This is a genomic window from Pseudomonas hygromyciniae, from assembly GCF_016925675.1.
Lineage (GTDB): Bacteria > Pseudomonadota > Gammaproteobacteria > Pseudomonadales > Pseudomonadaceae > Aquipseudomonas > Aquipseudomonas hygromyciniae.
Genome location: NZ_CP070506.1, coordinates 3,557,825 through 3,579,580, shown reverse-complemented (window position 1 = coordinate 3,579,580; position 21,756 = coordinate 3,557,825). Strand labels below are relative to the sequence as shown.

Annotated in this window: 19 protein-coding genes; 4 read left to right on the top strand and 15 right to left on the bottom strand. The window is 59.2% G+C overall.

The features are described from left to right. Window positions 1-7: 7 nt before the first annotated feature. From JTY93_RS15825 to JTY93_RS15775, 11 genes are all read right to left on the bottom strand, one after another. Window positions 8-421, bottom strand: coding sequence for an NADH-quinone oxidoreductase subunit A (locus tag JTY93_RS15825; protein ID WP_003219575.1), 414 nt, complete (start codon window positions 419-421; stop codon window positions 8-10). Window positions 422-705: 284 nt separating this feature from the next. Continuing rightward, complete coding sequence (locus JTY93_RS15820; protein ID WP_205518882.1) at window positions 706-936, bottom strand: hypothetical protein; 231 nt, start codon at window positions 934-936, stop codon at window positions 706-708. 143 nt (window positions 937-1,079) lie between these two features. Next, window positions 1,080-2,405, bottom strand: a complete 1,326-nt coding sequence (aceA, locus tag JTY93_RS15815) for an isocitrate lyase (protein ID WP_003219577.1) — start codon at window positions 2,403-2,405, stop codon at window positions 1,080-1,082. Window positions 2,406-2,913: 508 nt separating this feature from the next. Next, complete coding sequence (locus JTY93_RS15810; protein ID WP_205478271.1) at window positions 2,914-3,639, bottom strand: secretin N-terminal domain-containing protein; 726 nt, start codon at window positions 3,637-3,639, stop codon at window positions 2,914-2,916. A 344-nt stretch (window positions 3,640-3,983) separates the two neighbouring features. Next, a complete protein-coding gene (locus tag JTY93_RS15805; RefSeq protein WP_205475750.1) occupies window positions 3,984-4,406 on the bottom strand; it encodes a GNAT family N-acetyltransferase in 423 nt (140 codons plus the stop codon). Further along, entirely contained in the window at window positions 4,399-5,568 is a 1,170-nt protein-coding gene (locus JTY93_RS15800; RefSeq protein ID WP_205475752.1) for a ribosomal protein uL16 3-hydroxylase, read from the bottom strand. Before JTY93_RS15800 ends, JTY93_RS15805 begins: the two co-directional genes overlap by 8 nt. A gap of 85 nt (window positions 5,569-5,653) precedes the next feature. Beyond that, entirely contained in the window at window positions 5,654-7,024 is a 1,371-nt protein-coding gene (gene purB / locus JTY93_RS15795) for an adenylosuccinate lyase (RefSeq protein ID WP_029293372.1), read from the bottom strand. A 125-nt stretch (window positions 7,025-7,149) separates the two neighbouring features. Continuing rightward, window positions 7,150-7,773, bottom strand: coding sequence for a high frequency lysogenization protein HflD (gene hflD / locus JTY93_RS15790; RefSeq protein WP_169993193.1), 624 nt, complete (start codon window positions 7,771-7,773; stop codon window positions 7,150-7,152). Next, the gene (gene mnmA, locus JTY93_RS15785; RefSeq protein WP_205475754.1) at window positions 7,770-8,894 is read right to left on the bottom strand and encodes a tRNA 2-thiouridine(34) synthase MnmA; all 1,125 of its coding nucleotides are present in this window, start codon (window positions 8,892-8,894) and stop codon (window positions 7,770-7,772) included. The genes hflD and mnmA overlap by 4 nt, the downstream gene beginning before the upstream one ends. Window positions 8,895-8,953: 59 nt before the next feature. Continuing rightward, window positions 8,954-9,400, bottom strand: coding sequence for an NUDIX hydrolase (locus JTY93_RS15780; protein ID WP_205475756.1), 447 nt, complete (start codon window positions 9,398-9,400; stop codon window positions 8,954-8,956). Between the two features lie 211 nt (window positions 9,401-9,611). Further along, window positions 9,612-11,837, bottom strand: a complete 2,226-nt coding sequence (locus JTY93_RS15775) for an NADP-dependent isocitrate dehydrogenase (RefSeq protein ID WP_205475758.1) — start codon at window positions 11,835-11,837, stop codon at window positions 9,612-9,614. A 495-nt stretch (window positions 11,838-12,332) separates the two neighbouring features. Here JTY93_RS15775 and icd point away from each other — a divergent pair, with 495 nt between their 5' ends. After that, a complete protein-coding gene (gene icd / locus JTY93_RS15770; RefSeq protein WP_169993185.1) occupies window positions 12,333-13,589 on the top strand; it encodes an NADP-dependent isocitrate dehydrogenase in 1,257 nt (418 codons plus the stop codon). Window positions 13,590-13,668: 79 nt separating this feature from the next. Here icd and cspD read toward each other — a convergent pair whose 3' ends face one another. Then, the gene (gene cspD, locus JTY93_RS15765; RefSeq protein WP_205475760.1) at window positions 13,669-13,968 is read right to left on the bottom strand and encodes a cold shock domain-containing protein CspD; all 300 of its coding nucleotides are present in this window, start codon (window positions 13,966-13,968) and stop codon (window positions 13,669-13,671) included. Window positions 13,969-14,192: 224 nt separating this feature from the next. Between cspD and clpS the strand changes: the two genes are divergently transcribed. Then, a complete protein-coding gene (clpS, locus tag JTY93_RS15760; RefSeq protein WP_029293391.1) occupies window positions 14,193-14,561 on the top strand; it encodes an ATP-dependent Clp protease adapter ClpS in 369 nt (122 codons plus the stop codon). Between the two features lie 29 nt (window positions 14,562-14,590). Beyond that, entirely contained in the window at window positions 14,591-16,861 is a 2,271-nt protein-coding gene (gene clpA, locus JTY93_RS15755; protein ID WP_169993181.1) for an ATP-dependent Clp protease ATP-binding subunit ClpA, read from the top strand. Between the two features lie 186 nt (window positions 16,862-17,047). Here the strand turns inward: clpA and infA are convergent, their stop codons facing one another. The 3 genes from infA to aat all read right to left on the bottom strand — a co-directional run bounded on the left by infA (window position 17,048) and on the right by aat (window position 18,810). Then, a complete protein-coding gene (gene infA / locus JTY93_RS15750) occupies window positions 17,048-17,266 on the bottom strand; it encodes a translation initiation factor IF-1 (RefSeq protein ID WP_002553999.1) in 219 nt (72 codons plus the stop codon). 100 nt (window positions 17,267-17,366) lie between these two features. Next, window positions 17,367-18,074 carry an arginyltransferase gene (locus tag JTY93_RS15745; RefSeq protein ID WP_205475762.1) on the bottom strand — a complete coding sequence of 236 codons (708 nt, stop codon included), beginning with the start codon at window positions 18,072-18,074 and terminating at the stop codon, window positions 17,367-17,369. A 55-nt stretch (window positions 18,075-18,129) separates the two neighbouring features. Next, window positions 18,130-18,810 carry a leucyl/phenylalanyl-tRNA--protein transferase gene (gene aat, locus JTY93_RS15740; protein WP_205475765.1) on the bottom strand — a complete coding sequence of 227 codons (681 nt, stop codon included), beginning with the start codon at window positions 18,808-18,810 and terminating at the stop codon, window positions 18,130-18,132. Between the two features lie 521 nt (window positions 18,811-19,331). Between aat and JTY93_RS15735 the strand changes: the two genes are divergently transcribed. Continuing rightward, window positions 19,332-21,740 (top strand): DNA translocase FtsK, encoded by a 2,409-nt coding sequence (locus JTY93_RS15735; protein WP_205475769.1) that lies wholly within the window; start codon window positions 19,332-19,334, stop codon window positions 21,738-21,740. The last annotated feature ends 16 nt before the right edge of the window (window positions 21,741-21,756 follow it).

Genomic DNA, 21,756 nt, shown 5'->3' with positions numbered 1-21,756 from the left:
CAAAGCCTCATTGTTTCAGCTTCGCTTGCCGCTTGCGACGAGCTTCCGGAGCCCAGTCAAGGGCGCCCACTCGGAACAGGTAGACAAGACCTGCCAACAGAATTGCTATGAAAACGAGAGCTTCGACGAATCCGGTCCAGCCGCTTTCGCGGACGGACACAGACCAGGCAAAGAGAAAGAGGGCTTCGATATCGAAGATCACGAACAGCATCGCGACCAGATAGAATTTGGCTGAGAGCCGCAAGCGGGCGCCACCTGTAGGTAGCATGCCGGACTCGAACGGTTCGTTTTTGCTGCGGCCCCAGGCTTTTGACCCGAGGAGGCTGGAAACGCCAAGCATGAAGGCACAGAGGCCGACAACACCGAGGAGGAAAATGGCAAAGCCCCAGTTGTGGGCCATGAGTCCTGTCGCTTCGGTCATGCTGGAAATCCTTAACAGAGAGCAAAGGTCTCTGAGCTCGAAAAAGTAACGACGCAGTGACGATATGTCGCAGCGCAATCAATCGCGGTGATTTTATGGCTAAACACCTAGCAAGTAAAATTCCTGTAGCTAAATTATTCGCCGAAAGAAGGACATAGTGCACCTTTATGGGGCTGTAGCCCAGACGCTGCGGGCATTAGCTTGATTTTCATCAAATATGTTTTGTTTGCTGTGTAACGATGTTTTGTTGCTCTAAATGATAATGAATACTGTTTGCGGGAGTTTTAAGCGGGTGTTGAGTGCGTCGCGGGGGAAGTTGCTGTTACTTGCCCGTTTGGCGCAAGTTGCCAGCGCGCAACTTTTAACTGATTTTTCCTGAACGAATACCGCTCTGGATCAAGGTTTTGCGCAAAAAACATCAGGCTAGCCGCATTTTTATTGTGGGAGCGGGCTTGCTCGCGAAAGCGGATCATCAGCCAAGAAACGGTTGGCTGACACACCTTTTTCGCGAGCAAGCCCGCTCCCACATTTTGATCTTCGCAGGGACGGGAGGGTTTTCTCAGGGGCAAAAAAACGCCCCGAACCAGTCGGGGCGTCAGATCGTGCGGCACTGCGGTTAGCTTTCTATCGGACCCGCAATGGCCGTGTACTCAGTGACTTAGTGAAACTGTTCTTCTTCGGTCGAACCGGTCAGCGCGGTCACGGACGAGGTGCCGCCCTGGATCACGGTGGTCATGTCGTCGAAGTAGCCAGTGCCCACTTCCTGCTGGTGCGCCACGAAGGTGTAGCCTTTGGCGGCGTCAGCGAATTCCTGCTCTTGCAGCTTCACGTAGGCAGTCATGTCGTTGCGGGCGTAGTCGTGCGCCAGGTTGAACATGCTGTGCCACATGTTGTGAATGCCGGCCAGGGTGATGAACTGGTGCTTGTAGCCCATGGCGGACAGTTCGCGCTGGAACTTGGCGATGGTCGCGTCGTCCAGGTTTTTCTTCCAGTTGAAGGAAGGCGAGCAGTTGTACGACAGCAGTTGGTCCGGGTATTCCTTCTTGATCGCCTCGGCGAAGCGACGGGCTTCGTCCAGGTCTGGCTTGGCGGTTTCGCACCAGATCAGGTCGGCGTACGGCGCGTAGGCCAGGCCGCGGGCAATTGCTTGGTCCAGGCCTGCACGAACCTTGTAGAAACCTTCCTGGGTGCGCTCGCCAGTCACAAACGGCTGGTCGTACGGATCGCAGTCCGAAGTCAGCAGGTCAGCGGCGTTGGCGTCGGTACGGGCCAGGATGATGGTCGGCGTACCGGCAACGTCAGCGGCCAGGCGGGCAGCGGTCAGCTTCTGTACGGCTTCCTGGGTCGGAACCAGTACCTTGCCGCCCATGTGGCCGCATTTTTTCACGGAAGCCAGTTGGTCTTCGAAGTGCACGCCGGCGGCGCCTGCCTCGATCATGCTTTTCATCAGCTCGTAGGCGTTCAGTACGCCACCAAAACCAGCCTCAGCGTCGGCCACGATTGGCGCGAAGTAGTCGATGTAGCCTTCGTCGCCCGGACCTTTACCGGCTTTCCACTGGATCTGGTCGGCGCGGCGGAACGAGTTGTTGATGCGCTTGACCACGGTTGGCACGGAGTCCACTGGGTACAGCGATTGGTCGGGGTACATGGACTCGGCGGAGTTGTTGTCCGCAGCCACTTGCCAGCCGGACAGGTAGATCGCCTGGATACCGGCCTTGACTTGTTGCACCGCCTGGCCGCCGGTCAGGGCACCCATGCAGTTGACGAAATCTTTCTCGGGACGGAAGGACGGCTTGGCGCCCTGGGTAACCAGCTTCCACAGCTTCTCGGCGCCCAGTTTTGCAAAGGTGTGCTCAGGTTGAACCGAGCCGCGCAGGCGGACGACGTCAGCAGCGGAGTAAGCGCGAGTCACGCCTTTCCAGCGTGGGTTTTCAGCCCAGTCTTTTTCAAGGGCTGCAATTTGCTGTTCGCGTGTCAGTGCCATGGGGAAAAACCTCGTCGCGTCTTTTGTGGAAAAACTACTGGGTTGAAAATTCCGTTTGCCAGCCACGTATTCAGTGCGTGGGATTGGCTGCTCGCTGACCAGAAGCTTAGGCGGTCAAGGTGGGCTTGGCGGGGAAGGCGACGGGATGAACGATAGGCTCAAGGGAGAAAGTGAGCAGGTAGAGGCGAACCGAGAACAGTCTTCGGGCGTCGTGGGCCTTGGTACGATCCATCAGTGTGTTGCCGGGTTACCTGGTTAGCTTCCGTCCCTCGGGACAACTTCGTTCCAGTCGCAACCTCGTCAAACACGCCTTGTGGGCAGTACAGACACGAATCGGCTCAGGTGGGTAGCTTAGAGCGACGATCCGAAGGCCCTTGCCAGGGCCCCTGATTAGCGGGAGCGAGGCCATCATGCCCATGCTTTTTTGGATCGTCAAATGTTTTGTAGTGCTTTTTTTATAGCACTACATCTTTGGTCTAATACGACTAATCAGTCAGTTTTTGGTGCTTCAGTTCATGGTGTCGACTTTGACACGCAAAGTCAGGTCATCCCGGCCCTGGGTCGAGTAGGTGCGGGTAGCGCCCTGTTTGTCGGCCTGGGTCTGGCGATTGATACCGGCCAAGGTGATCCACTCGCCCAGGCGTCCGCTGACGGTTGTGTCGGTACTTTGCACATTCACTACATCGGGACGCTCCTGGCTCATACGGTCACGATTGGTGCTGATGCTCAGGTGCACGGTCTCGCCGGTGACGCTGGCGGTGACGTAGAAGCCCTGGGTGACGTTGCGGTACTGGGTCTGGTTCTGCGGGCGGCCGTAGGCGTCGGGTTGGGTGGTGGTCAGTGGCACGCTTTGGCCGACCTGAATCAGCGCGGGCACACCTTCGCTGGCCTGGATCTGCTGGATCCCACCGTCTCGGCTTTCGGTGCTGTAGGTGATGACCTGACGGTTGGTCTGCTGATTGTTTTCGTTGGTGTCGACAGTGATCAGCAAGCGCTTGGATGGAGTGTCCAGCTGTGCGAGCAGGGCGCGCAGGCCCTGGATCTTGTCGGGCTCGGCATTGACGATCAGTTGATTGCCGTAGGCGCTGACAGTGCCGTCCTTGCCAATGAAATTCTGCGCGACCGGCAGCAGGTCGGCGCTGGTGCGGTTGTTCAGGGGGAGGACTTCGGTGGCTGCCATCGCCGTGAAACTGGCGGATAGCAGTAGGGCGGTGAGCAGTGTGCGTAGGGACATGTCCGTTATCTCTGCGAGTCATTTGGGCTTGATGGTGCCAGTTTATCGTCCTGGCTGGCAGCAGATTGTTGTGATGAGTGGGTATGGAGTAGGGGCCAGCATGCAGTAGGGTGCCGGCTTGTTGTGGCGAGCGGGCTTGCCCCGCGCTGGGCTGCGTAGCAGCCCCAATAAAAACGCCGAGTTCTTTCAGGAAGAACTCGGCGTCTGTTGAGGGGGGGCTGCTACGCAGCCCAGCGCGGGGCAAGCCCGCTCGCCACAGCAAGCCCGCTTGCAATACCAAGCCCGCTCGCCAGCTCCCACAGGAATCTACATTCCAAGTGTGGGAGCAGCGACTCGGACTCGGATCAGCCCTCGCGCTCCATATCCACATGGGGAATCCCGACTTCCAGGAATTCCTCGCTGACAATCTTGAACCCCAGCCGCTCATAGAACGGTGCGGCATACACCTGCGCGCTGAGGAACTGGCGGCTCTGACCGCGTTTCTCGGCCTGGCCAATCACCGCTTCCATCAGCTTGTCGCCGACCTTCAGCCCGCGCCAGTCCTTGAGGACCGACACGCGCCCGATCTCGCCGCTGGGCAGCAGGCGCGCAGTCCCAATGGGAAAGTCGCCTTCGAACGCGAGGAAGTGCATGGCTCCGGCGTCGTCTGCGTCCCACTCCAGCTCAGGTGGAACCGATTGCTCAGCGATAAATACCGCTTCACGAATGCGCCGGATCTCGGCGATATCCTTTTGCCAGTCTGCGACACTTACGTGAATTTTATTCATCGGCAAACCCCAGGCTTCCTTGCTTGACCAGTTCGCACAGCAGGTCGCGGCCATCTTCATCGGCCAGCCACGGACCCAGGTTGTCGACGTGCAGGGCATCGGCCGCGCAGATCAACTTCAGCAGTTCGCGCAGTTTGCCTGGCAGGTAACGGCTCTGGCCGCTGGCGAACAGCAATACGTCGTCGTCCACTTCCGACCAGGCCAGGCGCGCGCTCGGATTGCGGATCAGCACTGCACCGTCTTCCAGGCTGCTGATCACTTCATCCTGCGCCAGTTCTTCGGGGCCAGCGACCAGTTCCGGGTAGCGCGGCTCGGTCATGAATTGGCCGAACCAGGTCAGCAGCATGCGCTCGTCGCTCATGTGCTCGGCCAGCAGGCTTTTCAGGCGGTCGAGGGCATCGCTCTGGATTTGGTGCGGGTCGCTGACAGGCTGGGCGTCGGCGTCGGTGTAGCGCTCTTCATCCGTCAGGTACTGGCTGAGGAAGTCGGTGAAGTGGGTCAGCACTTCGGCGGCGCTCGGCGCGCGGAAACCTACCGAGTAGGTCATGCAGTCATCTTCAGCGATGCCGAAGTGTGCCAGGCGCGGCGGCAGGTAAAGCATGTCGCCCGGTTCCAGCACCCATTCGGCGCTCTCTTCGAATTCGGCGAGGATGCGCAGATCCGCGTGCTGCAGCATCGGGCTTTCCGAACTGCACATCTGGCCGATCTTCCAGTTGCGCTTGCCCTGGGCTTGCAGCAGGAACACGTCGTAGTTATCGAAGTGTGGACCTACGCTGCCGCCGGGGGCGGCAAAGCTGATCATTACGTCGTCGATGCGCCAGCTGGGCAGGAAGCGGAACTGCTCCAGCAACTCGGCCACTTCCGGTACGAACTGGTCGACTGCCTGTACCAGCAGGGTCCACTCGCGCTCGGGCAGGGTGCTGAAGGCATCTTCGGCAAACGGGCCGCGGCGCAGTTCCCATGGGCGCTCGCCGTGCTCGATCACCAGGCGCGACTCGACTTCTTCTTCCAGCGCCAGGCCGGCCAGTTCGTCGGCATCGATCGGGCTTTCGAAATCAGGGATGGCCTGGCGGATCAGCAGCGGTTTTTTCTGCCAGTAGTCGCGCAGGAATTCCCGTGCCGTGATGCCGCCCAGAAGTTGAAGAGGAATATCAGGATTCATGTGTAACCTATTGAAAAAAAAGCACTTTTCAGACGGGAATGAAAACGCCCGGCGCTGCCGGGCGTCTCAAGGGGTCAAGCCGCAATCAGATACGTTTGGCTTGGTCTACAGCGTTGCCGATGTAGTTGGCCGGGGTCAGCAATTTCAGCTCGGCCTTGGCCGCGGCTGGCATGTCCAGGCCGTCGATGAAAGTTTGCAGCGCCTCGGGGCTGATACCCTTGCCGCGTGTCAACTCTTTCAGCTTTTCGTACGGGTTTTCGATGTTGTAGCGGCGCATTACGGTCTGGATCGGCTCGGCCAGGACTTCCCAGCAAGCGTCCAGGTCAGCGGCGATTTTCTGCGCGTTGAGTTCCAGTTTGCTGATGCCTTTGAGGCTAGCTTCGTACGCGATCACGCTATGGGCAAAGCCCACGCCGAGGTTGCGCAATACGGTGGAGTCGGTCAGGTCGCGCTGCCAGCGGGAGATCGGCAACTTGCTGGCCAGGTGCTGGAACAGAGCGTTGGCGATACCCAGGTTGCCTTCGGAGTTTTCGAAGTCGATCGGGTTGACCTTGTGCGGCATGGTCGACGAGCCGATTTCGCCCGCAATGGTGCGCTGCTTGAAGTAGCCCAGGGAGATATAGCCCCAGATATCGCGATCGAAGTCGATCAGGATGGTGTTGAAGCGCGCAATGGCGTCGAACAGCTCGGCAATGTAGTCGTGGGGTTCGATCTGCGTGGTGTACGGGTTGAAGCCCAGGCCCAGCTCGTCTTCGATGAAGGCGCGGGCGTTGGCTTCCCAGTCGATCTCAGGGTAGGCCGACAGGTGAGCGTTGTAGTTGCCTACGGCGCCGTTGATCTTGCCCAGCAATGGCACGGCGGCCACTTGAGCGATCTGACGCTCCAGGCGGTACACCACGTTGGCCAGTTCTTTGCCCAGGGTGGTCGGCGAAGCCGGTTGGCCGTGGGTGCGCGACAGCATCGGCACGTCGGCGAAGCGGATGGCCAGTTCGCGGATGGCGTTGGCGGTCTGGCGCATCAGCGGCAGCATCACGTCATCACGGCCTTCACGCAGCATCAGGGCGTGGGACAGGTTGTTGATGTCCTCACTGGTGCAGGCAAAGTGGATGAATTCGCTGACCTGGGCCAGTTCCGGCAACTTGGCCGCTTGCTCTTTGAGCAGGTACTCGATGGCTTTGACGTCGTGGTTGGTGGTGCGCTCGATCTCTTTCACACGCTCTGCGTGCTCCAGGGAGAAGTTTTCCGCCAGGGTGTTCAGTACAGCGTTAGCCTCGGCGGAGAACGCCGGCACTTCGCTGATGGCAGGGTGAGCGGCCAGGCGCTGGAGCCAGCGCACTTCAACCAGTACACGAGCACGGATCAGGCCGTATTCGCTGAAAATAGGGCGCAGGGCCTGGGTTTTGCCGGCGTAGCGGCCGTCAACAGGGGAAACCGCAGTGAGCGAAGAGAGCTGCATGGGGTGTTCTCGGACAGTCGGGCAACGAAATGGGGCGCGTATCATACATGAAAAAATCCGCCGGTCCGTTGCCAACTGACCGGCGTATTACGCGTAACGGCTTGAAAATAGCCCGTGGCTGCGACTTATTCGTTGCGCATCAACGGGTAAAGCTCTTTGAGCAATTTGCGACGGCTGATGACCAACTGCCAACGATGACCGCCCAACTGGCGCCATAAGCGCGCCGAACGAATACCGGCCAGGAGCAGGGCACGGATTTTCGAGGCGTTGTTGGGTTGTTGCAGGTTGCGCATGTCGCCGTGGACTTGGATCCGTTGGCGCAGAGTGCTCAAGGTGTCTTGGTACAAGGCGCCACAGGCGGCGATCACGTTCTCGTGGGCCGGGCCGAAGTGCTCGACCTGGGACTGGATCTGCGGCAGGCGCTTGCCGATGGTTTCCAGCAGGTCGCCGCGCTTGGCCAGTTGCCGCTCAAGGCCGAGCATCGACAAGGCGTAGCGCAGCGGCTCACGCTGCAAGGTGCTGGGGTCGCGCTCGAGCGCACCGATCAGGGCCCGATAACCTTCGCGCAGGCTCAGGTCGTCGCCGCCGTACACGTCCAGGGTGTCCTTCGGATCAACCACCAGCAGGCTGCCGAGCATGCAGGTCAGCCCAGCCTCGGTCACCTGGCCGGTCTTGGCGATTTTGTCTACTAGCACTGCGGCGAGGAAGACCCCGCCCAATGCCGTCAATTGCTCCTGGGTCGGGTTCATGCCGGGTTGCTCCAGGGTTCGGCGACTTCAATCACGCCGCCCCCCAGGCAGATCTCACCGTCGTAGAACACCACGGACTGGCCGGGCGTGACCGCACGTTGTGGATCATCGAACGTGGCACGGTAGCCGCTGGCAGTCCTTTCCAGGGTGCAGGGCTGGTCGCTTTGGCGATAGCGCACCTTGGCGGTCAGGCGGCGCGGGGTGCTCAGGTCGATCGGGTTGACCCAATAGATCTCCGAGGCCAGCAGCGCGCCGGAGAACAATAACGGATGCTCGTTGCCCTGGCCGACGATCAGCACATTATTTTCCAGGTCCTTGACCAACACGTACCACGGCTCTTCACCGGCGTCTTTCAGGCCGCCGATGCCCAGGCCTTGGCGCTGGCCGATGGTGTGGTACATCAGGCCGTGGTGACGGCCGATGACTTCGCCTTCGGTGGTCTTGATCTCGCCCGGCTGGGCCGGCAGGTACTGCTTGAGAAAGTCGCTGAAGCGACGCTCGCCGATAAAGCAGATCCCCGTGGAGTCCTTCTTCTTGGCGGTGGCCAGGCCGTGTTTCTCGGCGATCTTGCGCACTTCGGGCTTTTCCAGTTCGCCTACCGGGAACAGGGTCTTGGCGATCTGTTCACCACCGACGGCATGCAGGAAGTAGCTCTGGTCCTTGTTTGGGTCCAGGCCCTTGAGCAATTCGGTGCGGCCATCGATATCGCGGCGGCGCACATAGTGGCCAGTGGCAATCAGGTCGGCACCGAGGATCATGGCGTAGTCGAGGAACGCCTTGAACTTGATTTCCCGGTTGCACAGGATGTCCGGGTTCGGCGTGCGGCCGGCCTTGTATTCGGCCAGGAAGTGCTCGAACACATTGTCCCAGTACTCGGCGGCGAAGTTGGCGGTGTGCAGCTTGATGCCAATCTTGTCGCAGACGGCCTGGGCATCGGCCAGGTCGTCCATGGCGGTGCAGTATTCCGTTCCATCGTCTTCTTCCCAGTTCTTCATGAACAGGCCTTCCACCTCATAACCCTGCTCCATGAGCAGAACGGCGGAAACGGAAGAATCCACGCCGCCGGACATACCGACGATGACGCGCTTCTTTTGTGTGTCAGAAGGGGCTGGATCACGCATAGGATTTCAACGGGTGTCTTGAAAAAGGACGCGATTCTAGCAGGCTCGCGCCCTCAAGGCTAAAGAGAAGGGCGGATCAGTTCGAGACTGTGGCGCTGGCCGGCCAAATAGTCATCGATACAGCGGATGATCAGCTCGCTACGCCAGTCGTCGCGTGCAGCCATCAGTTCGTCACGGGTCAGCCAGCGAGCGCGCACGATGCCTTCGTCGAGCTGATAGTCCGGGTGGTGTTTCAGGGCTTTGGCAATGAAGCAGACTCGCTGGTAAGTCACGCCATTGCTGGGGGCGGTGTACAGGTAGATACCGACGATGCCGGTGGCTTCGACGTCCCAGCCGGTTTCTTCAAGGGTTTCGCGCACGGCGGCTTCGGTCAGGGTTTCGTGCGGGTCGAGGTGCCCGGCGGGCTGGTTGAGCACGGCGCGGCCGCCCTTGAGCTCTTCGACCATCAGGAAGCGACCGTTGTCTTCGACGATGGTGGCGACGGTGATGTGGGGTTGCCAGGTCATTTGAACGCCTCGATTCAGGGTGTGACGCGGTCAGTGTGGGAGCGGGCTTGCTCGCGATGGCGGTATTTGAGCCGCCGGATGTATTGGCTGAGCTAGCGCTTTCGCGAGCAAGCCCGCTCCCACATTTTGATTGGGTTTCTTCAGTGAAAACGGTGCTGGCACAAAGAGAAACCCCGGCGCGGGGCCGGGGTTTCTTTATATCCTTACAGCCTTACTTCAATGCAGCAATCGCGGCATTGAGGGTAGTGCTCGGGCGCATAGCCTTGCTGGTCAGCTCTGGGTTCGGCGCGTAGTAGCCGCCGATGTCCACTGGCTTGCCCTGTACGGCGTTGAGTTCGGCAACGATGGTTGCTTCGTTCTCGGCCAGGGTTTTTGCCAGTTGAGCGAACTGCGCCTGCAGCGCGGTATCTTCAGTCTGGGCGGCCAGGGCCTGTGCCCAGTACAGCGCCAGGTAGAAGTGGCTGCCGCGGTTGTCGATGTTGCCGACTTTGCGCGATGGCGACTTGTTGTTGTCGAGGAACTGGCCGGTGGCCTGGTCCAGGGTCTTGGACAGTACCAGGGCTTTCGGGTTGTTGTAGTTCACACCCAAATGCTCAAGGGAGGCGGCCAGGGCCAGGAACTCGCCCAGGGAGTCCCAACGCAGGAAGTTTTCTTCCAGCAGTTGCTGCACGTGCTTTGGAGCCGAGCCGCCGGCGCCGGTTTCGAACAGGCCGCCACCGTTCATCAGCGGCACGATCGACAGCATCTTGGCGCTGGTGCCCAGTTCCATGATCGGGAACAGGTCAGTCAGGTAGTCGCGCAGTACGTTGCCGGTCACCGAGATGGTGTCCAGGCCCTTGCGGGTGCGTTCCAGGGTGAACTTCATCGCGTCGACCGGCGACATGATGCGGATATCCAGGCCTTCGGTGTTGTGGTCTTTCAGGTAGGCCTGAACTTTCTCGACCACTACGCCGTCGTGGGCGCGCAGCGGGTCCAGCCAGAAGATGGCTGGCGTGTTGCTGGCGCGGGCGCGGTTGACGGCCAGTTTGACCCAATCCTGGATCGGCGCGTCTTTGGTCTGGCACATGCGGAAGATATCGCCGGCTTCAACCGACTGTTCCATCAGCAGGTTGCCCTTGCTGTCGGTGACGCGGACTACGCCGTCAGCCTTGATCTGGAACGTCTTGTCGTGGGAGCCGTACTCTTCGGCTTTCTTCGCCATCAGGCCAACGTTTGGCACGCTGCCCATGGTGGTTGGGTCGAAGGCGCCATTGGCCTTGCAGTCTTCGATGACCGCCTGGTAGATGGTGGCGTAGCAGCGATCCGGGATCACGGCCTTGGTGTCATGCAGTTGGCCGTCGGTGCCCCACATCTTGCCGGAGTCACGGATCATGGCTGGCATCGAGGCGTCGACGATCACGTCGCTCGGCACGTGCAGGTTGGTGATGCCTTTGTCGGAGTTGACCATCGCAAGCGATGGGCGAGCGGCGTAGACCGCCTGGATATCCGCTTCGATCTGCGCTTGCTGATCGCTAGGCAGGGCCTTGATGCGAGCGTACAGGTCGCCGATGCCGTTGTTCAGGTTGAAGCCGATCTGTTCCAGCACGGTAGCGTGCTTGGCCAGGGCATCTTTATAGAACTCGGCAACGATCTGGCCGAACATGATCGGGTCGGAGACCTTCATCATGGTGGCTTTGAGGTGGACCGACAGCAACACGCCTTGTTTCTTGGCGTCTTCGATCTCGGCGGCAATGAACGCGCGCAGGGCGTTCTTGCTCAGCACGGCGCTGTCGAGGATCTCGCCGGCCAGTGCGGAAGTCTTTTCTTTCAGGACGGTGGTGCTGCCATCCTTGCCGACCAGCTCGATTTTGACAGCATCGGCTGCTTCGATCTGCACGGCTTTTTCGCTGCCGTAGAAGTCGCCGTTGCTCATGTGAGCCACGTGGGACTTGGAGTCAGCAGCCCAGGCGCCCATTTTGTGCGGGTGCTTGCGAGCGTAGTTCTTGACCGACAGTGGGGCGCGGCGGTCAGAGTTGCCTTCGCGCAGGACCGGGTTTACGGCGCTGCCCTTGACCTTGTCGTAACGTGCACGGGTTTCTTTTTCCGCGTCGGTGGTTACGGTTTCCGGGTAGTCCGGCAGGGCGTAGCCCTGGGCCTGCAGTTCCTTGATCGCGGCTTGCAGCTGCGGGGTCGAGGCGCTGATGTTCGGCAGCTTGATGATATTGGCTTCAGGGGTAACGGCCAGGGCGCCCAGTTCGGCGAGGTGGTCCGCAACAGCCTTGGTGCCCAGTTGCTCGGGGAAGCTTGCGAGGATGCGCCCTGCGAGGGAGATATCGCGGGTTTCCACTTCAATATCAGCGGAAGCGGTGAAAGCCTCTACGATAGGCAGCAGTGAATAGGTGGCGAGGGCTGGAGCTTCGTCGGTGAAGGTATAGATGATCTTCGAGCGGGTGGGCATATTCGGATTAACTCTCTTCTTTGCTAAAAGCGTGCGCGGAAACTCGAGATGCGCCGGGTAGAGCGCGTTCGTTCAAAGTCATCCATGAGCCGAATGTCGATGTTTCTTCGCGGTGATGTTGGGTTGCATCAGTCGAGCGTCAAGCGGGTGGGTTGCTGTGGCAACCCGGCTTTTTCGGGCGCAGGTGCTCGATATAGAGCGGTCGGCCGTCGTGACTCTTTGGTCAGCGGCGGCATTATACATAGGTCGCTATGCTTACGCCGAGCCTTCATACAAAAGGTGGGTCGTCCATTGGTCTAAAGGTCGCAGGTACCTGATTGCGCCTAAAGTCGCAGGTAGTGCTCAAGTTTGGCGTTTTTCCCTTTTGTTTCAAGGTTGTAGGCGACTGAATCTACGGTTTTCGCAGCAAATGTACCGGGCGCAAGGTTCCAGTCCACATTCAACTGGAGTAGGCTCGGGCACAGCCAGATGTTCAATCCACAAACGGAGTTCAGCATGGGATACAAGAAGATTCAGGTTCCGGCAGTCGGCGACAAAATCACCGTCAACGCAGACCATTCTCTCAATGTTCCTGACAACCCGATCATTCCCTTCATCGAAGGTGACGGTATTGGCGTCGACATCAGCCCGGTGATGATCAAGGTGGTCGATGCAGCTGTTAACAAGGCTTACGGCGGCAAGCGCAAAATCTCCTGGATGGAGGTGTATGCCGGCGAGAAGGCCACTCAAGTTTACGACCAGGACACCTGGCTGCCCCAGGAAACCCTGGACGCGGTCAAGGACTACGTGGTTTCCATCAAGGGCCCGCTGACCACGCCGGTCGGTGGCGGTATCCGCTCGCTGAACGTGGCCCTGCGCCAGCAACTGGACCTGTATGTATGCCTGCGCCCGGTGCGTTGGTTCGAAGGTGTGCCAAGCCCGGTCAAGAAGCCTGGCGATGTGGACATGACTATCTTCCGTGAGAACTCCGAGGATATTTACGCCGGCATCGAATGGAAGGCCGGTTCGCCGGAAGCCATCAAGGTCATCAAGTTCCTCAAGGAAGAAATGGGCGTCACCAAGATCCGTTTTGACCAGGATTGCGGGATTGGCGTCAAGCCGGTTTCCAAAGAGGGCACCAAGCGCCTGGCGCGTAAGGCCCTGCAATATGTAGTGGATAACGACCGTGAATCGCTGACCATCGTGCACAAAGGCAACATCATGAAGTTCACCGAAGGTGCCTTCAAGGAGTGGGCCTACGAAGTGGCGGCCGAAGAGTTCGGCGCGACCCTGCTCGATGGCGGGCCGTGGATGCAGTTCAAGAACCCGCGTACCGGCCGCAATGTGGTGGTCAAGGACGCGATTGCTGATGCCATGCTCCAGCAGATCCTGCTGCGTCCGGCCGAATATGATGTGATCGCCACCCTGAACCTCAACGGTGACTATCTCTCTGACGCTTTGGCGGCAGAAGTGGGCGGCATCGGTATTGCTCCGGGCGCCAACCTGTCCGACACCGTGGCGATGTTTGAAGCTACCCACGGGACAGCGCCGAAATATGCGGGTAAGGACCAGGTCAACCCAGGTTCGCTGATCCTGTCGGCGGAAATGATGCTGCGTCATATGGGCTGGACCGAGGCGGCCGACTTGATTATCAAGGGCACCAACGGGGCGATTTCGGCCAAGACCGTGACCTATGACTTCGAGCGCCTGATGGACGGCGCCAAGCTGGTGTCGTCTTCGGGCTTTGGCGATGCGTTGATTTCGCATATGTAAGTCGAAGGCTATAAAAAACGGCCATCCTGATGACTCAGGGTGGCCGTTTTTTTATGTGCTGTATCTGCTCAGTGGCGGATCAGGCCGTTTGTTCCTTTTTGGAATGAGCGGATTTAGCTGTCTTGTCGTGCTTGTCTTCGTGGGGCTTTCCAGGGGCGGCGGCACACGCTGCGTGGATGTTGGTAGCATGCAGCCCCTTGGGTCCCTGGGTAATCTCAAAGAACACTGCTTGGCCCGCTTTCAGCGTTTTGTAACCCTCCATGGTAATTGCTGAGTAATGCGCAAAAAGGTCTTCATCCTTACCGTCTTCGATAATGAAGCCGTACCCCTTGGCATTGTTGAACCATTTGACCTTGCCACTGATCTTGCTGCCAGACATACCCATATCCCTCTGCACCAGACTCCATCACTGGAGTATCATCCAGTTTATCCGTCCTAACCCGAATAAATAAGGTTGACTGCGCGGACCTTTTTTACCCACTGTGGGTTCTATTGGTTGTAACACCGTTTTGCCGATAGTCAAGGCGGCCAGTCGGTCGGAGTTGAATTTCTGACAGGTCGCCCCCATCACTGTAAATGCACAACAGACGAACCTTTCTTTCCATGCATGCATTCAGCCAGATTCGACTAACATTCAATCAGGATCGCCCGGATCATCTCGAAGACGATGACGGTTCTGCAGGCATCGCTGTTCAGGAGGCCAAGCCTGCTTTACAGGCGCCGCCGATGTACAAGGTGGTTTTGTTCAATGATGACTACACGCCGATGGATTTCGTCGTCGAAGTACTCGAGGTGTTTTTTAATCTGAACCGCGAGTTGGCGACCAAGGTAATGCTGGCCGTTCATACAGAAGGACGGGCAGTATGTGGAGTGTTTACCCGCGACATCGCCGAGACCAAGGCTATGCAGGTCAACCAGTACGCCAGGGAAAGCCAGCATCCGCTACTCTGTGAAATCGAGAAGGACGGTTAACTCCGACCACTTGGGTATGAGGTGAAGCTATGTTAAACCGCGAGCTCGAAGTCACCCTCAATCTTGCCTTCAAGGAGGCCCGTTCGAAGCGTCATGAATTCATGACCGTCGAGCACCTGCTGCTGGCACTTTTGGATAACGAAGCTGCCGCCACCGTTCTGCGTGCGTGCGGCGCCAACCTCGACAAGCTCAAGCATGATCTGCAAGAGTTTATTGACTCCACCACGCCACTGATCCCCGTGCATGACGAGGACCGTGAGACCCAGCCAACCCTGGGCTTTCAGCGGGTGTTGCAGCGTGCCGTCTTCCATGTGCAGAGCTCCGGCAAGCGTGAAGTGACGGGCGCCAATGTATTGGTTGCCATCTTCAGCGAGCAGGAAAGCCAGGCGGTGTTCCTGCTCAAGCAGCAGAGCGTTGCCCGCATTGATGTCGTCAACTACATCGCCCATGGCATCTCGAAAGTGCCAGGGCATGGCGATCACTCCGAGGGTGAGCAGGATATGCAGGACGAAGAGGGTGGTGAGTCTTCTTCTTCAAGCAACCCGCTGGATGCCTATGCCAGCAATCTCAATGAGTTGGCGCGCCAGGGGCGGATCGATCCGCTGGTTGGGCGCGAGATGGAAGTTGAGCGTGTTGCGCAGATCCTGGCTCGTCGTCGCAAGAACAACCCGCTGCTGGTGGGTGAGGCTGGCGTGGGTAAGACCGCGATTGCCGAAGGCCTGGCCAAGCGCATTGTGGACAACCAGGTGCCTGACCTGCTGGCCAACAGTGTCGTCTACTCCCTTGACCTGGGGGCGCTGCTCGCCGGGACCAAGTACCGTGGCGACTTCGAGAAGCGTTTCAAGGCGTTGCTTGGCGAGCTGAAAAAGCGTCCCCAGGCGATCCTGTTCATTGATGAAATCCACACCATCATTGGCGCCGGTGCGGCTTCCGGTGGGGTGATGGACGCGTCCAACCTGCTCAAGCCGCTGCTGTCTTCCGGTGATATCCGCTGCATCGGCTCGACTACGTTCCAGGAGTTTCGTGGGATCTTCGAAAAAGACCGCGCCCTGGCGCGTCGCTTCCAGAAGGTCGACGTGTCCGAGCCATCGGTGGAGGACACCATTGGTATCCTGCGTGGGCTCAAAGGCCGTTTCGAAGCGCACCACGGCATCGAATACAGTGATGAGGCGCTGCGTGCGGCCGCTGAGCTGGCGTCGCGCTATATCAATGACCGGCATATGCCGGACAAGGCCATCGACGTGATCGACGAAGCAGGGGCCTACCAGCGCCTGCAGCCGGTAGAGAAGCGTGTGAAGCGCATCGAAGTGGCTCAGGTCGAGGATATCGTGGCGAAAATCGCGCGTATTCCGCCAAAACACGTCACCAGTTCCGACAAGGAGCTGCTGCGTAACCTGGAGCGCGACCTCAAGTTGACGGTGTTTGGTCAGGATGCGGCGATTGATTCGCTGTCGACGGCGATCAAGCTGTCCCGGGCCGGCCTCAAGTCGCCGGACAAACCGGTGGGTTCGTTCTTGTTCGCCGGTCCTACCGGCGTCGGCAAGACCGAAGCTGCGCGGCAGTTGGCCAAGGCCATGGGCATTGAGCTGGTGCGGTTCGACATGTCCGAATACATGGAGCGGCACACCGTGTCGCGCCTGATCGGTGCACCTCCGGGTTATGTCGGCTTCGACCAGGGCGGCCTGTTGACCGAGGCGATCACCAAGCAGCCTCACTGCGTATTGCTGCTCGATGAAATCGAAAAGGCCCACCCGGAAGTCTTCAACCTGCTGCTGCAGGTCATGGATCACGGGACCCTGACCGACAACAACGGGCGCAAGGCGGACTTTCGCAACGTGATCGTGATCATGACCACCAACGCGGGTGCCGAGACGGCTGCGCGGGCTTCCATTGGCTTTACTCATCAGGATCACTCTTCCGACGCCATGGAAGTGATCAAGAAGAGCTTCACGCCGGAATTCCGTAACCGTCTGGACACCATTATCCAGTTTGGTCGCCTTAGTCATGAGGTTATCAAGAGCGTGGTGGACAAGTTCCTTACCGAGCTTCAGGCGCAGTTGGAAGACAAGCGCGTACAGCTGGAGGTGACGGAAGCGGCACGCAGTTGGATCGCCGAGGGTGGCTACGACGCGGCAATGGGCGCCCGCCCAATGGCGCGCCTGATCCAGGACAAGATCAAGCGGCCGCTGGCCGAAGAGATCCTGTTTGGCGAGCTCTCCGACCATGGTGGCGTGGTGCATATCGACCTGAAGGATGGCGAGCTGACCTTCGAGTTCGAGACCACGGCCGAAATGGCCTGACCGCTGTAAACCTGTAGGAGCGAGCTTGCTCGCGAAGATCGCCAACGATAACGCATGCTTCCTGATTCGGTGCGTTGTCCTGGGGTTCTTCGCGAGCAAGCTCGCTCCTACAGTTGTTTTGCGACCTCTATAAAACCCACGCACACAAAAACGCCCGGCATAACCGGGCGTCTTGTATTGACTTGTTTAGCGAGCGCGGTAAGTGATGCGCCCTTTGCTCAAGTCATAGGGCGTCAGCTCGACGCGCACTTTGTCACCGGTAAGAATACGAATGTAGTTCTTGCGCATCTTGCCGGAGATATGCGCGGTTACGACGTGCCCATTTTCCAACTCCACACGAAACATGGTGTTGGGCAGGGTGTCGACGACAGTGCCTTCCATTTCGAAGCTGTCTTCTTTCGACATGCAGTAAAGCCCTCGGTATCCAGTGAATGGCCCGGTGCAACTGCGCCAGGCAAAAGCGGCGTGCATTGTGCCCGAAAAAGGGTGTTTAAGCCAAGGGGTTCTAGTTAAGCGTGACCCATCTTTGATTAATTAGCAGCTCAATGGGCCGATATTGGGTCTTGTAGTTCATCTTTTTGCAGTTTTTGATCCAGTATCCGAGGTACACCGCCTCCAGGTTTTGCCTGGATGCTTCACTGATCTGCCACAAGATGGCGAAGCGTCCGAGGCTGCGGCGCTCTTCGGCGGGCTCGTAAAAGGTGTAGACCGCCGACAAACCATTGGGTAGCAGGTCGGTGACCGCGACCGCCAGCAGCCTTCCTTCAAGCCGGAACTCGTAGAAGCGCGAGAACGGCAGATCGCGTACCAGGAACGTGGAAAACTGGTCGCGACTGGGTGGGAACATGTCGCCGTCGGCGTGGCGCTGTTCGATGTAGCGCTGGTAAAGATCAAAGTACTCCTCGCTGAAACCCGGCTTGGCTGGGGTCACGATCAGGTCGGCATTACGTTTGAGGATGCGTTTTTGATTGCGGTCCGCTAAAAACTGCGCCACAGGTATGCGTGCCGGCACGCAAGCATTGCAGTTCTGGCAGTGCGGCCGATACAGGTGGTCGCCACTGCGCCGAAAGCCCATCTCTGACAGATCGGCATACACATGCACGTCCATCGGCTGGCTGGGGTCGAGGAATAGCGTCGTCGCCTGTTCCTCGGGCAGGTAGCTGCAAGAGTGGGGTTGAGTGGCATAAAACTTCAAGCGCGCCAACTCGGTCATGATCAACCCTCGGATAAGCTTTGAAATAAGTGTAAGCCAGGTGTGCGCATGTCGCCTAAGAAACCCACGGCCCACTGCTGGCTTGATCAAGATGGTCGCGCAGGTAACCGGCAAAGTCGCTGCGGGGGATGGCGCGGGCGCCGAGGCTGTGCAGGTGATCGGTGGGCATCTGGCAATCGATCAGTACAAAGCCCCAGGCCTGCAATTGCCTGACGAGCGTGACAAAGCCGAATTTCGAGGCGTTGTCTGCGCGGCTGAACATCGATTCGCCAAAGAACAACTGGCCCATGGCCAGGCCGTACAGACCGCCAACCAGCTTGCCCTGGTCCCACACCTCGACAGAATGGGCATAGCCCCGTTGGTGCAGTTGCAGGTAGGCGTTCTGCATGGCGTCGGTGATCCAGGTGCCGTCTGCATAGCTGCGAGGTGCAGCACAGGCCTGGATGACGGCGGCGAAGTCCTGGTCGAAGGTCACCTCGTAGCGTTGCTGACGCAGCATCTTGGCGAGGCTGCGTGATACGTGCAGCTCAGCGGGGAACAACACGGTGCGCGGGTCTGGCGACCACCACAGGATGGGCTGGCCTTCCGAGAACCAGGGGAAGCAGCCATGACGATAGGCCTGGACCAGGCGGTCAGCAGACAGGTCGCCACCGGCAGCCAGCAGGCCGTTGGGTTCACGCATGGCTTTGGCCAGCGGTGGAAAAGTCAGGGTGTTGCGTTGCAACCAGGTGAGCATGGGTAGTCAGGCTTACGGAAGGGGAGGGCGGTGACAGGCCAAGGCCCGCCGCGTAGGCAGTGATTATTGTCGACCCGGCGCCACTCGGCCAGCCCGATCGCGCAATCAGTGCCCGGATGCGTGAGCGAGTGTTTCTGCAACTCTATAGCGGTGATGCGGTCGTAATCGCGTCATGTCGCCATCCGTTGGGCGGGAATGCTGGGTAAAGCTTGTCCAGTCTGATAAAAACAGCTCATAAGCCTTTGTCAGTAAAGACAATGCATGCTCAAATTGAAACGTATGGGCAATGCGCTTGTGTATGCTTCAGGAGCGAGGCCGGCAGCGTGGCAACGGGCACACAAACCCGTACAATGGCGGCACTATGTCCTTGTGGGCCGGCGTTAACGCCTGTTCATGACGGAGTCACAGAGTGTTAAAGGACGCTTGACGACGCTCGTTCACTTTTCACCTGCCCGGGTTGGGCAGTATTTTTATAGTCATTCAACTGTTGGACGCGCTTAAGGCGCAGGAAAAGACCCGTTTTGAAGAAATCCGCCGCAGCACCCAAAACAGCAGTAGTACCGGCTTGGCGCCAGCACCTGCACTATCGGCTCAAGGAAGGCGCGCTGATTGCCATCGGTGCTCTATGCCTGTTCCTGATGATGGCCTTGCTGACCTACGGCAAGGACGACCCGGGCTGGAGTCACAACAGCAAGATCGACGATGTACAGAACTTCGGCGGGCCTGTGGGCTCCTACAGCGCCGATATCCTGTTCATGATCCTCGGTTATTTCGCCTATATCTTCCCGTTGCTGCTGGCGATCAAGACCTGGCAGATCTTCCGTCAGCGTCATGAGCCGTGGCAGTGGAGCGGCTGGCTGTTCTCCTGGCGCCTGATCGGCCTGGTGTTTTTGGTGTTGTCGGGCGCGGCGCTGGCCCATATCCATTTCCATGCACCGACCGGCCTGCCGGCGGGTGCGGGCGGCGCCCTGGGCGAAAGCCTGGGTGACCTGGCCCGCAAGACCCTGAATATCCAGGGCAGCACGCTGATGTTCATCGCCCTGTTCCTGTTTGGCCTGACGGTATTTACCGATTTGTCGTGGTTCAAGGTCATGGATGTGACCGGCAAGATCACCCTCGACCTGTTCGAGCTGTTCCAGGGCGCCGCGAACCGCTGGTGGGCGGCCCGCGTTGACCGCAAGCGCATGGTTGCGCAATTGCGTGAAGTCGATACCCGGGTCAACGAAGTGGTGGCTCCGAGTACGCCGGATCGCCGTGAGCAGGCCAAGGTCAAGGAACGCCTGATCGAACGCGAGCAGGCCCTGACCAAGCACATGTCTGATCGCGAGAAACAAGTGCCGCCGGTCATCGCTCCCGCACCGGTCAAGGCGCCCGAGCCAAGTCATCGTGTGCAGAAGGAAAAACAGGCGCCGCTGTTTATCGACAGCGCCGTCGAAGGCACCTTGCCGCCGATCTCGATCCTTGACCCGGCGGAAAAGAAACAACTCAACTATTCCCCGGAATCCCTGGCGGCCGTCGGCCATCTGCTGGAAATCAAGCTCAAGGAGTTTGGCGTCGAAGTGTCGGTGGACTCGATCCACCCAGGCCCGGTGATTACCCGTTACGAAATCCAGCCGGCCGCGGGGGTCAAGGTCAGCCGTATCTCCAACCTGGCCAAAGACCTTGCGCGCTCCCTGGCCGTGACCAGCGTGCGCGTGGTGGAAGTGATCCCCGGCAAGACCACCGTGGGCATCGAGATTCCCAACGAAGACCGCCAGATCGTGCGCTTCTCCGAAGTGTTGTCGACCCCGGAATACGACAACTTCAAGTCGCCGGTCACCCTGGCCCTGGGTCACGACATTGGCGGCAAGCCGGTGATCACCGACCTTGCGAAAATGCCTCACCTGCTGGTGGCCGGTACTACCGGTTCCGGTAAGTCGGTAGGTGTGAACGCGATGATCCTGTCGATCCTGTTCAAGTCCGGCCCGGAAGACGCCAAGCTGATCATGATCGACCCCAAGATGCTGGAGCTGTCGATCTACGAAGGCATTCCGCACCTGCTGTGCCCAGTGGTAACCGACATGAAGGACGCCGCCAATGCCCTGCGCTGGAGCGTTGCCGAGATGGAGCGGCGCTACAAGCTGATGGCGAAGATGGGCGTGCGTAACCTGTCCGGCTTCAACGCCAAGGTCAAGGAAGCCCAGGACGCCGGTACGCCGCTGACCGACCCGCTGTACAAGCGTGAAAGCATTCACGATGAAGCGCCGCTGCTGACCAAGCTGCCGACCATCGTCGTGGTGGTCGATGAATTTGCCGACATGATGATGATCGTCGGCAAGAAGGTCGAAGAGCTGATCGCCCGTATCGCGCAGAAGGCCCGTGCGGCGGGGATCCACCTGATCCTCGCGACCCAGCGGCCGTCGGTGGATGTGATCACCGGCCTGATCAAGGCCAACATTCCGACCCGGATGGCGTTCCAGGTGTCGAGCAAGATCGACTCGCGGACCATCATCGACCAGGGCGGCGCCGAGCAACTGCTGGGCCATGGTGACATGCTCTACATGCCACCCGGCACCAGCCTGCCGATCCGCGTTCACGGCGCCTTCGTTTCCGATGACGAGGTGCACCGCGTGGTCGAGGCGTGGAAACTGCGTGGCGCGCCGGAATACAACGACGATATCCTGGCGGGTGTCGAGGAGGCCGGCAGCGGCTTCGATGGCGGCAGCGGTGGCGGCGACGATGATGCCGAGACCGATGCGCTGTACGACGAAGCGGTGGCGTTCGTGCTGGAAAGCCGTCGCGCCTCGATCTCTGCGGTGCAACGTAAACTGAAGATCGGCTACAACCGCGCCGCGCGTATGATCGAATCCATGGAAATGGCCGGCGTCGTCACGGCCATGAACACCAACGGCTCGCGCGAAGTGATCGCGCCAGGGCCGATGCGCGACTGACCTCGTGCCGCGTGGC

What these genes read in the sequence shown, in the direction of transcription:
- JTY93_RS15825 (WP_003219575.1), bottom strand. Translation starts at nt 421, where the DNA reads ATGACCGAAGCGACAGGACTCATGGCCCACAACTGGGGCTTTGCCATT.
- aceA (WP_003219577.1), bottom strand. Translation starts at nt 2,405, where the DNA reads ATGGCACTGACACGCGAACAGCAAATTGCAGCCCTTGAAAAAGACTGG.
- JTY93_RS15810 (WP_205478271.1), bottom strand. Translation starts at nt 3,639, where the DNA reads ATGTCCCTACGCACACTGCTCACCGCCCTACTGCTATCCGCCAGTTTC.
- JTY93_RS15805 (WP_205475750.1), bottom strand. Translation starts at nt 4,406, where the DNA reads ATGAATAAAATTCACGTAAGTGTCGCAGACTGGCAAAAGGATATCGCC.
- JTY93_RS15800 (WP_205475752.1), bottom strand. Translation starts at nt 5,568, where the DNA reads ATGAATCCTGATATTCCTCTTCAACTTCTGGGCGGCATCACGGCACGG.
- purB (WP_029293372.1), bottom strand. Translation starts at nt 7,024, where the DNA reads ATGCAGCTCTCTTCGCTCACTGCGGTTTCCCCTGTTGACGGCCGCTAC.
- hflD (WP_169993193.1), bottom strand. Translation starts at nt 7,773, where the DNA reads ATGAACCCGACCCAGGAGCAATTGACGGCATTGGGCGGGGTCTTCCTC.
- mnmA (WP_205475754.1), bottom strand. Translation starts at nt 8,894, where the DNA reads ATGCGTGATCCAGCCCCTTCTGACACACAAAAGAAGCGCGTCATCGTC.
- JTY93_RS15780 (WP_205475756.1), bottom strand. Translation starts at nt 9,400, where the DNA reads ATGACCTGGCAACCCCACATCACCGTCGCCACCATCGTCGAAGACAAC.
- JTY93_RS15775 (WP_205475758.1), bottom strand. Translation starts at nt 11,837, where the DNA reads ATGCCCACCCGCTCGAAGATCATCTATACCTTCACCGACGAAGCTCCA.
- icd (WP_169993185.1), top strand. Translation starts at nt 12,333, where the DNA reads ATGGGATACAAGAAGATTCAGGTTCCGGCAGTCGGCGACAAAATCACC.
- cspD (WP_205475760.1), bottom strand. Translation starts at nt 13,968, where the DNA reads ATGTCTGGCAGCAAGATCAGTGGCAAGGTCAAATGGTTCAACAATGCC.
- clpS (WP_029293391.1), top strand. Translation starts at nt 14,193, where the DNA reads ATGCATGCATTCAGCCAGATTCGACTAACATTCAATCAGGATCGCCCG.
- clpA (WP_169993181.1), top strand. Translation starts at nt 14,591, where the DNA reads ATGTTAAACCGCGAGCTCGAAGTCACCCTCAATCTTGCCTTCAAGGAG.
- infA (WP_002553999.1), bottom strand. Translation starts at nt 17,266, where the DNA reads ATGTCGAAAGAAGACAGCTTCGAAATGGAAGGCACTGTCGTCGACACC.
- JTY93_RS15745 (WP_205475762.1), bottom strand. Translation starts at nt 18,074, where the DNA reads ATGACCGAGTTGGCGCGCTTGAAGTTTTATGCCACTCAACCCCACTCT.
- aat (WP_205475765.1), bottom strand. Translation starts at nt 18,810, where the DNA reads ATGCTCACCTGGTTGCAACGCAACACCCTGACTTTTCCACCGCTGGCC.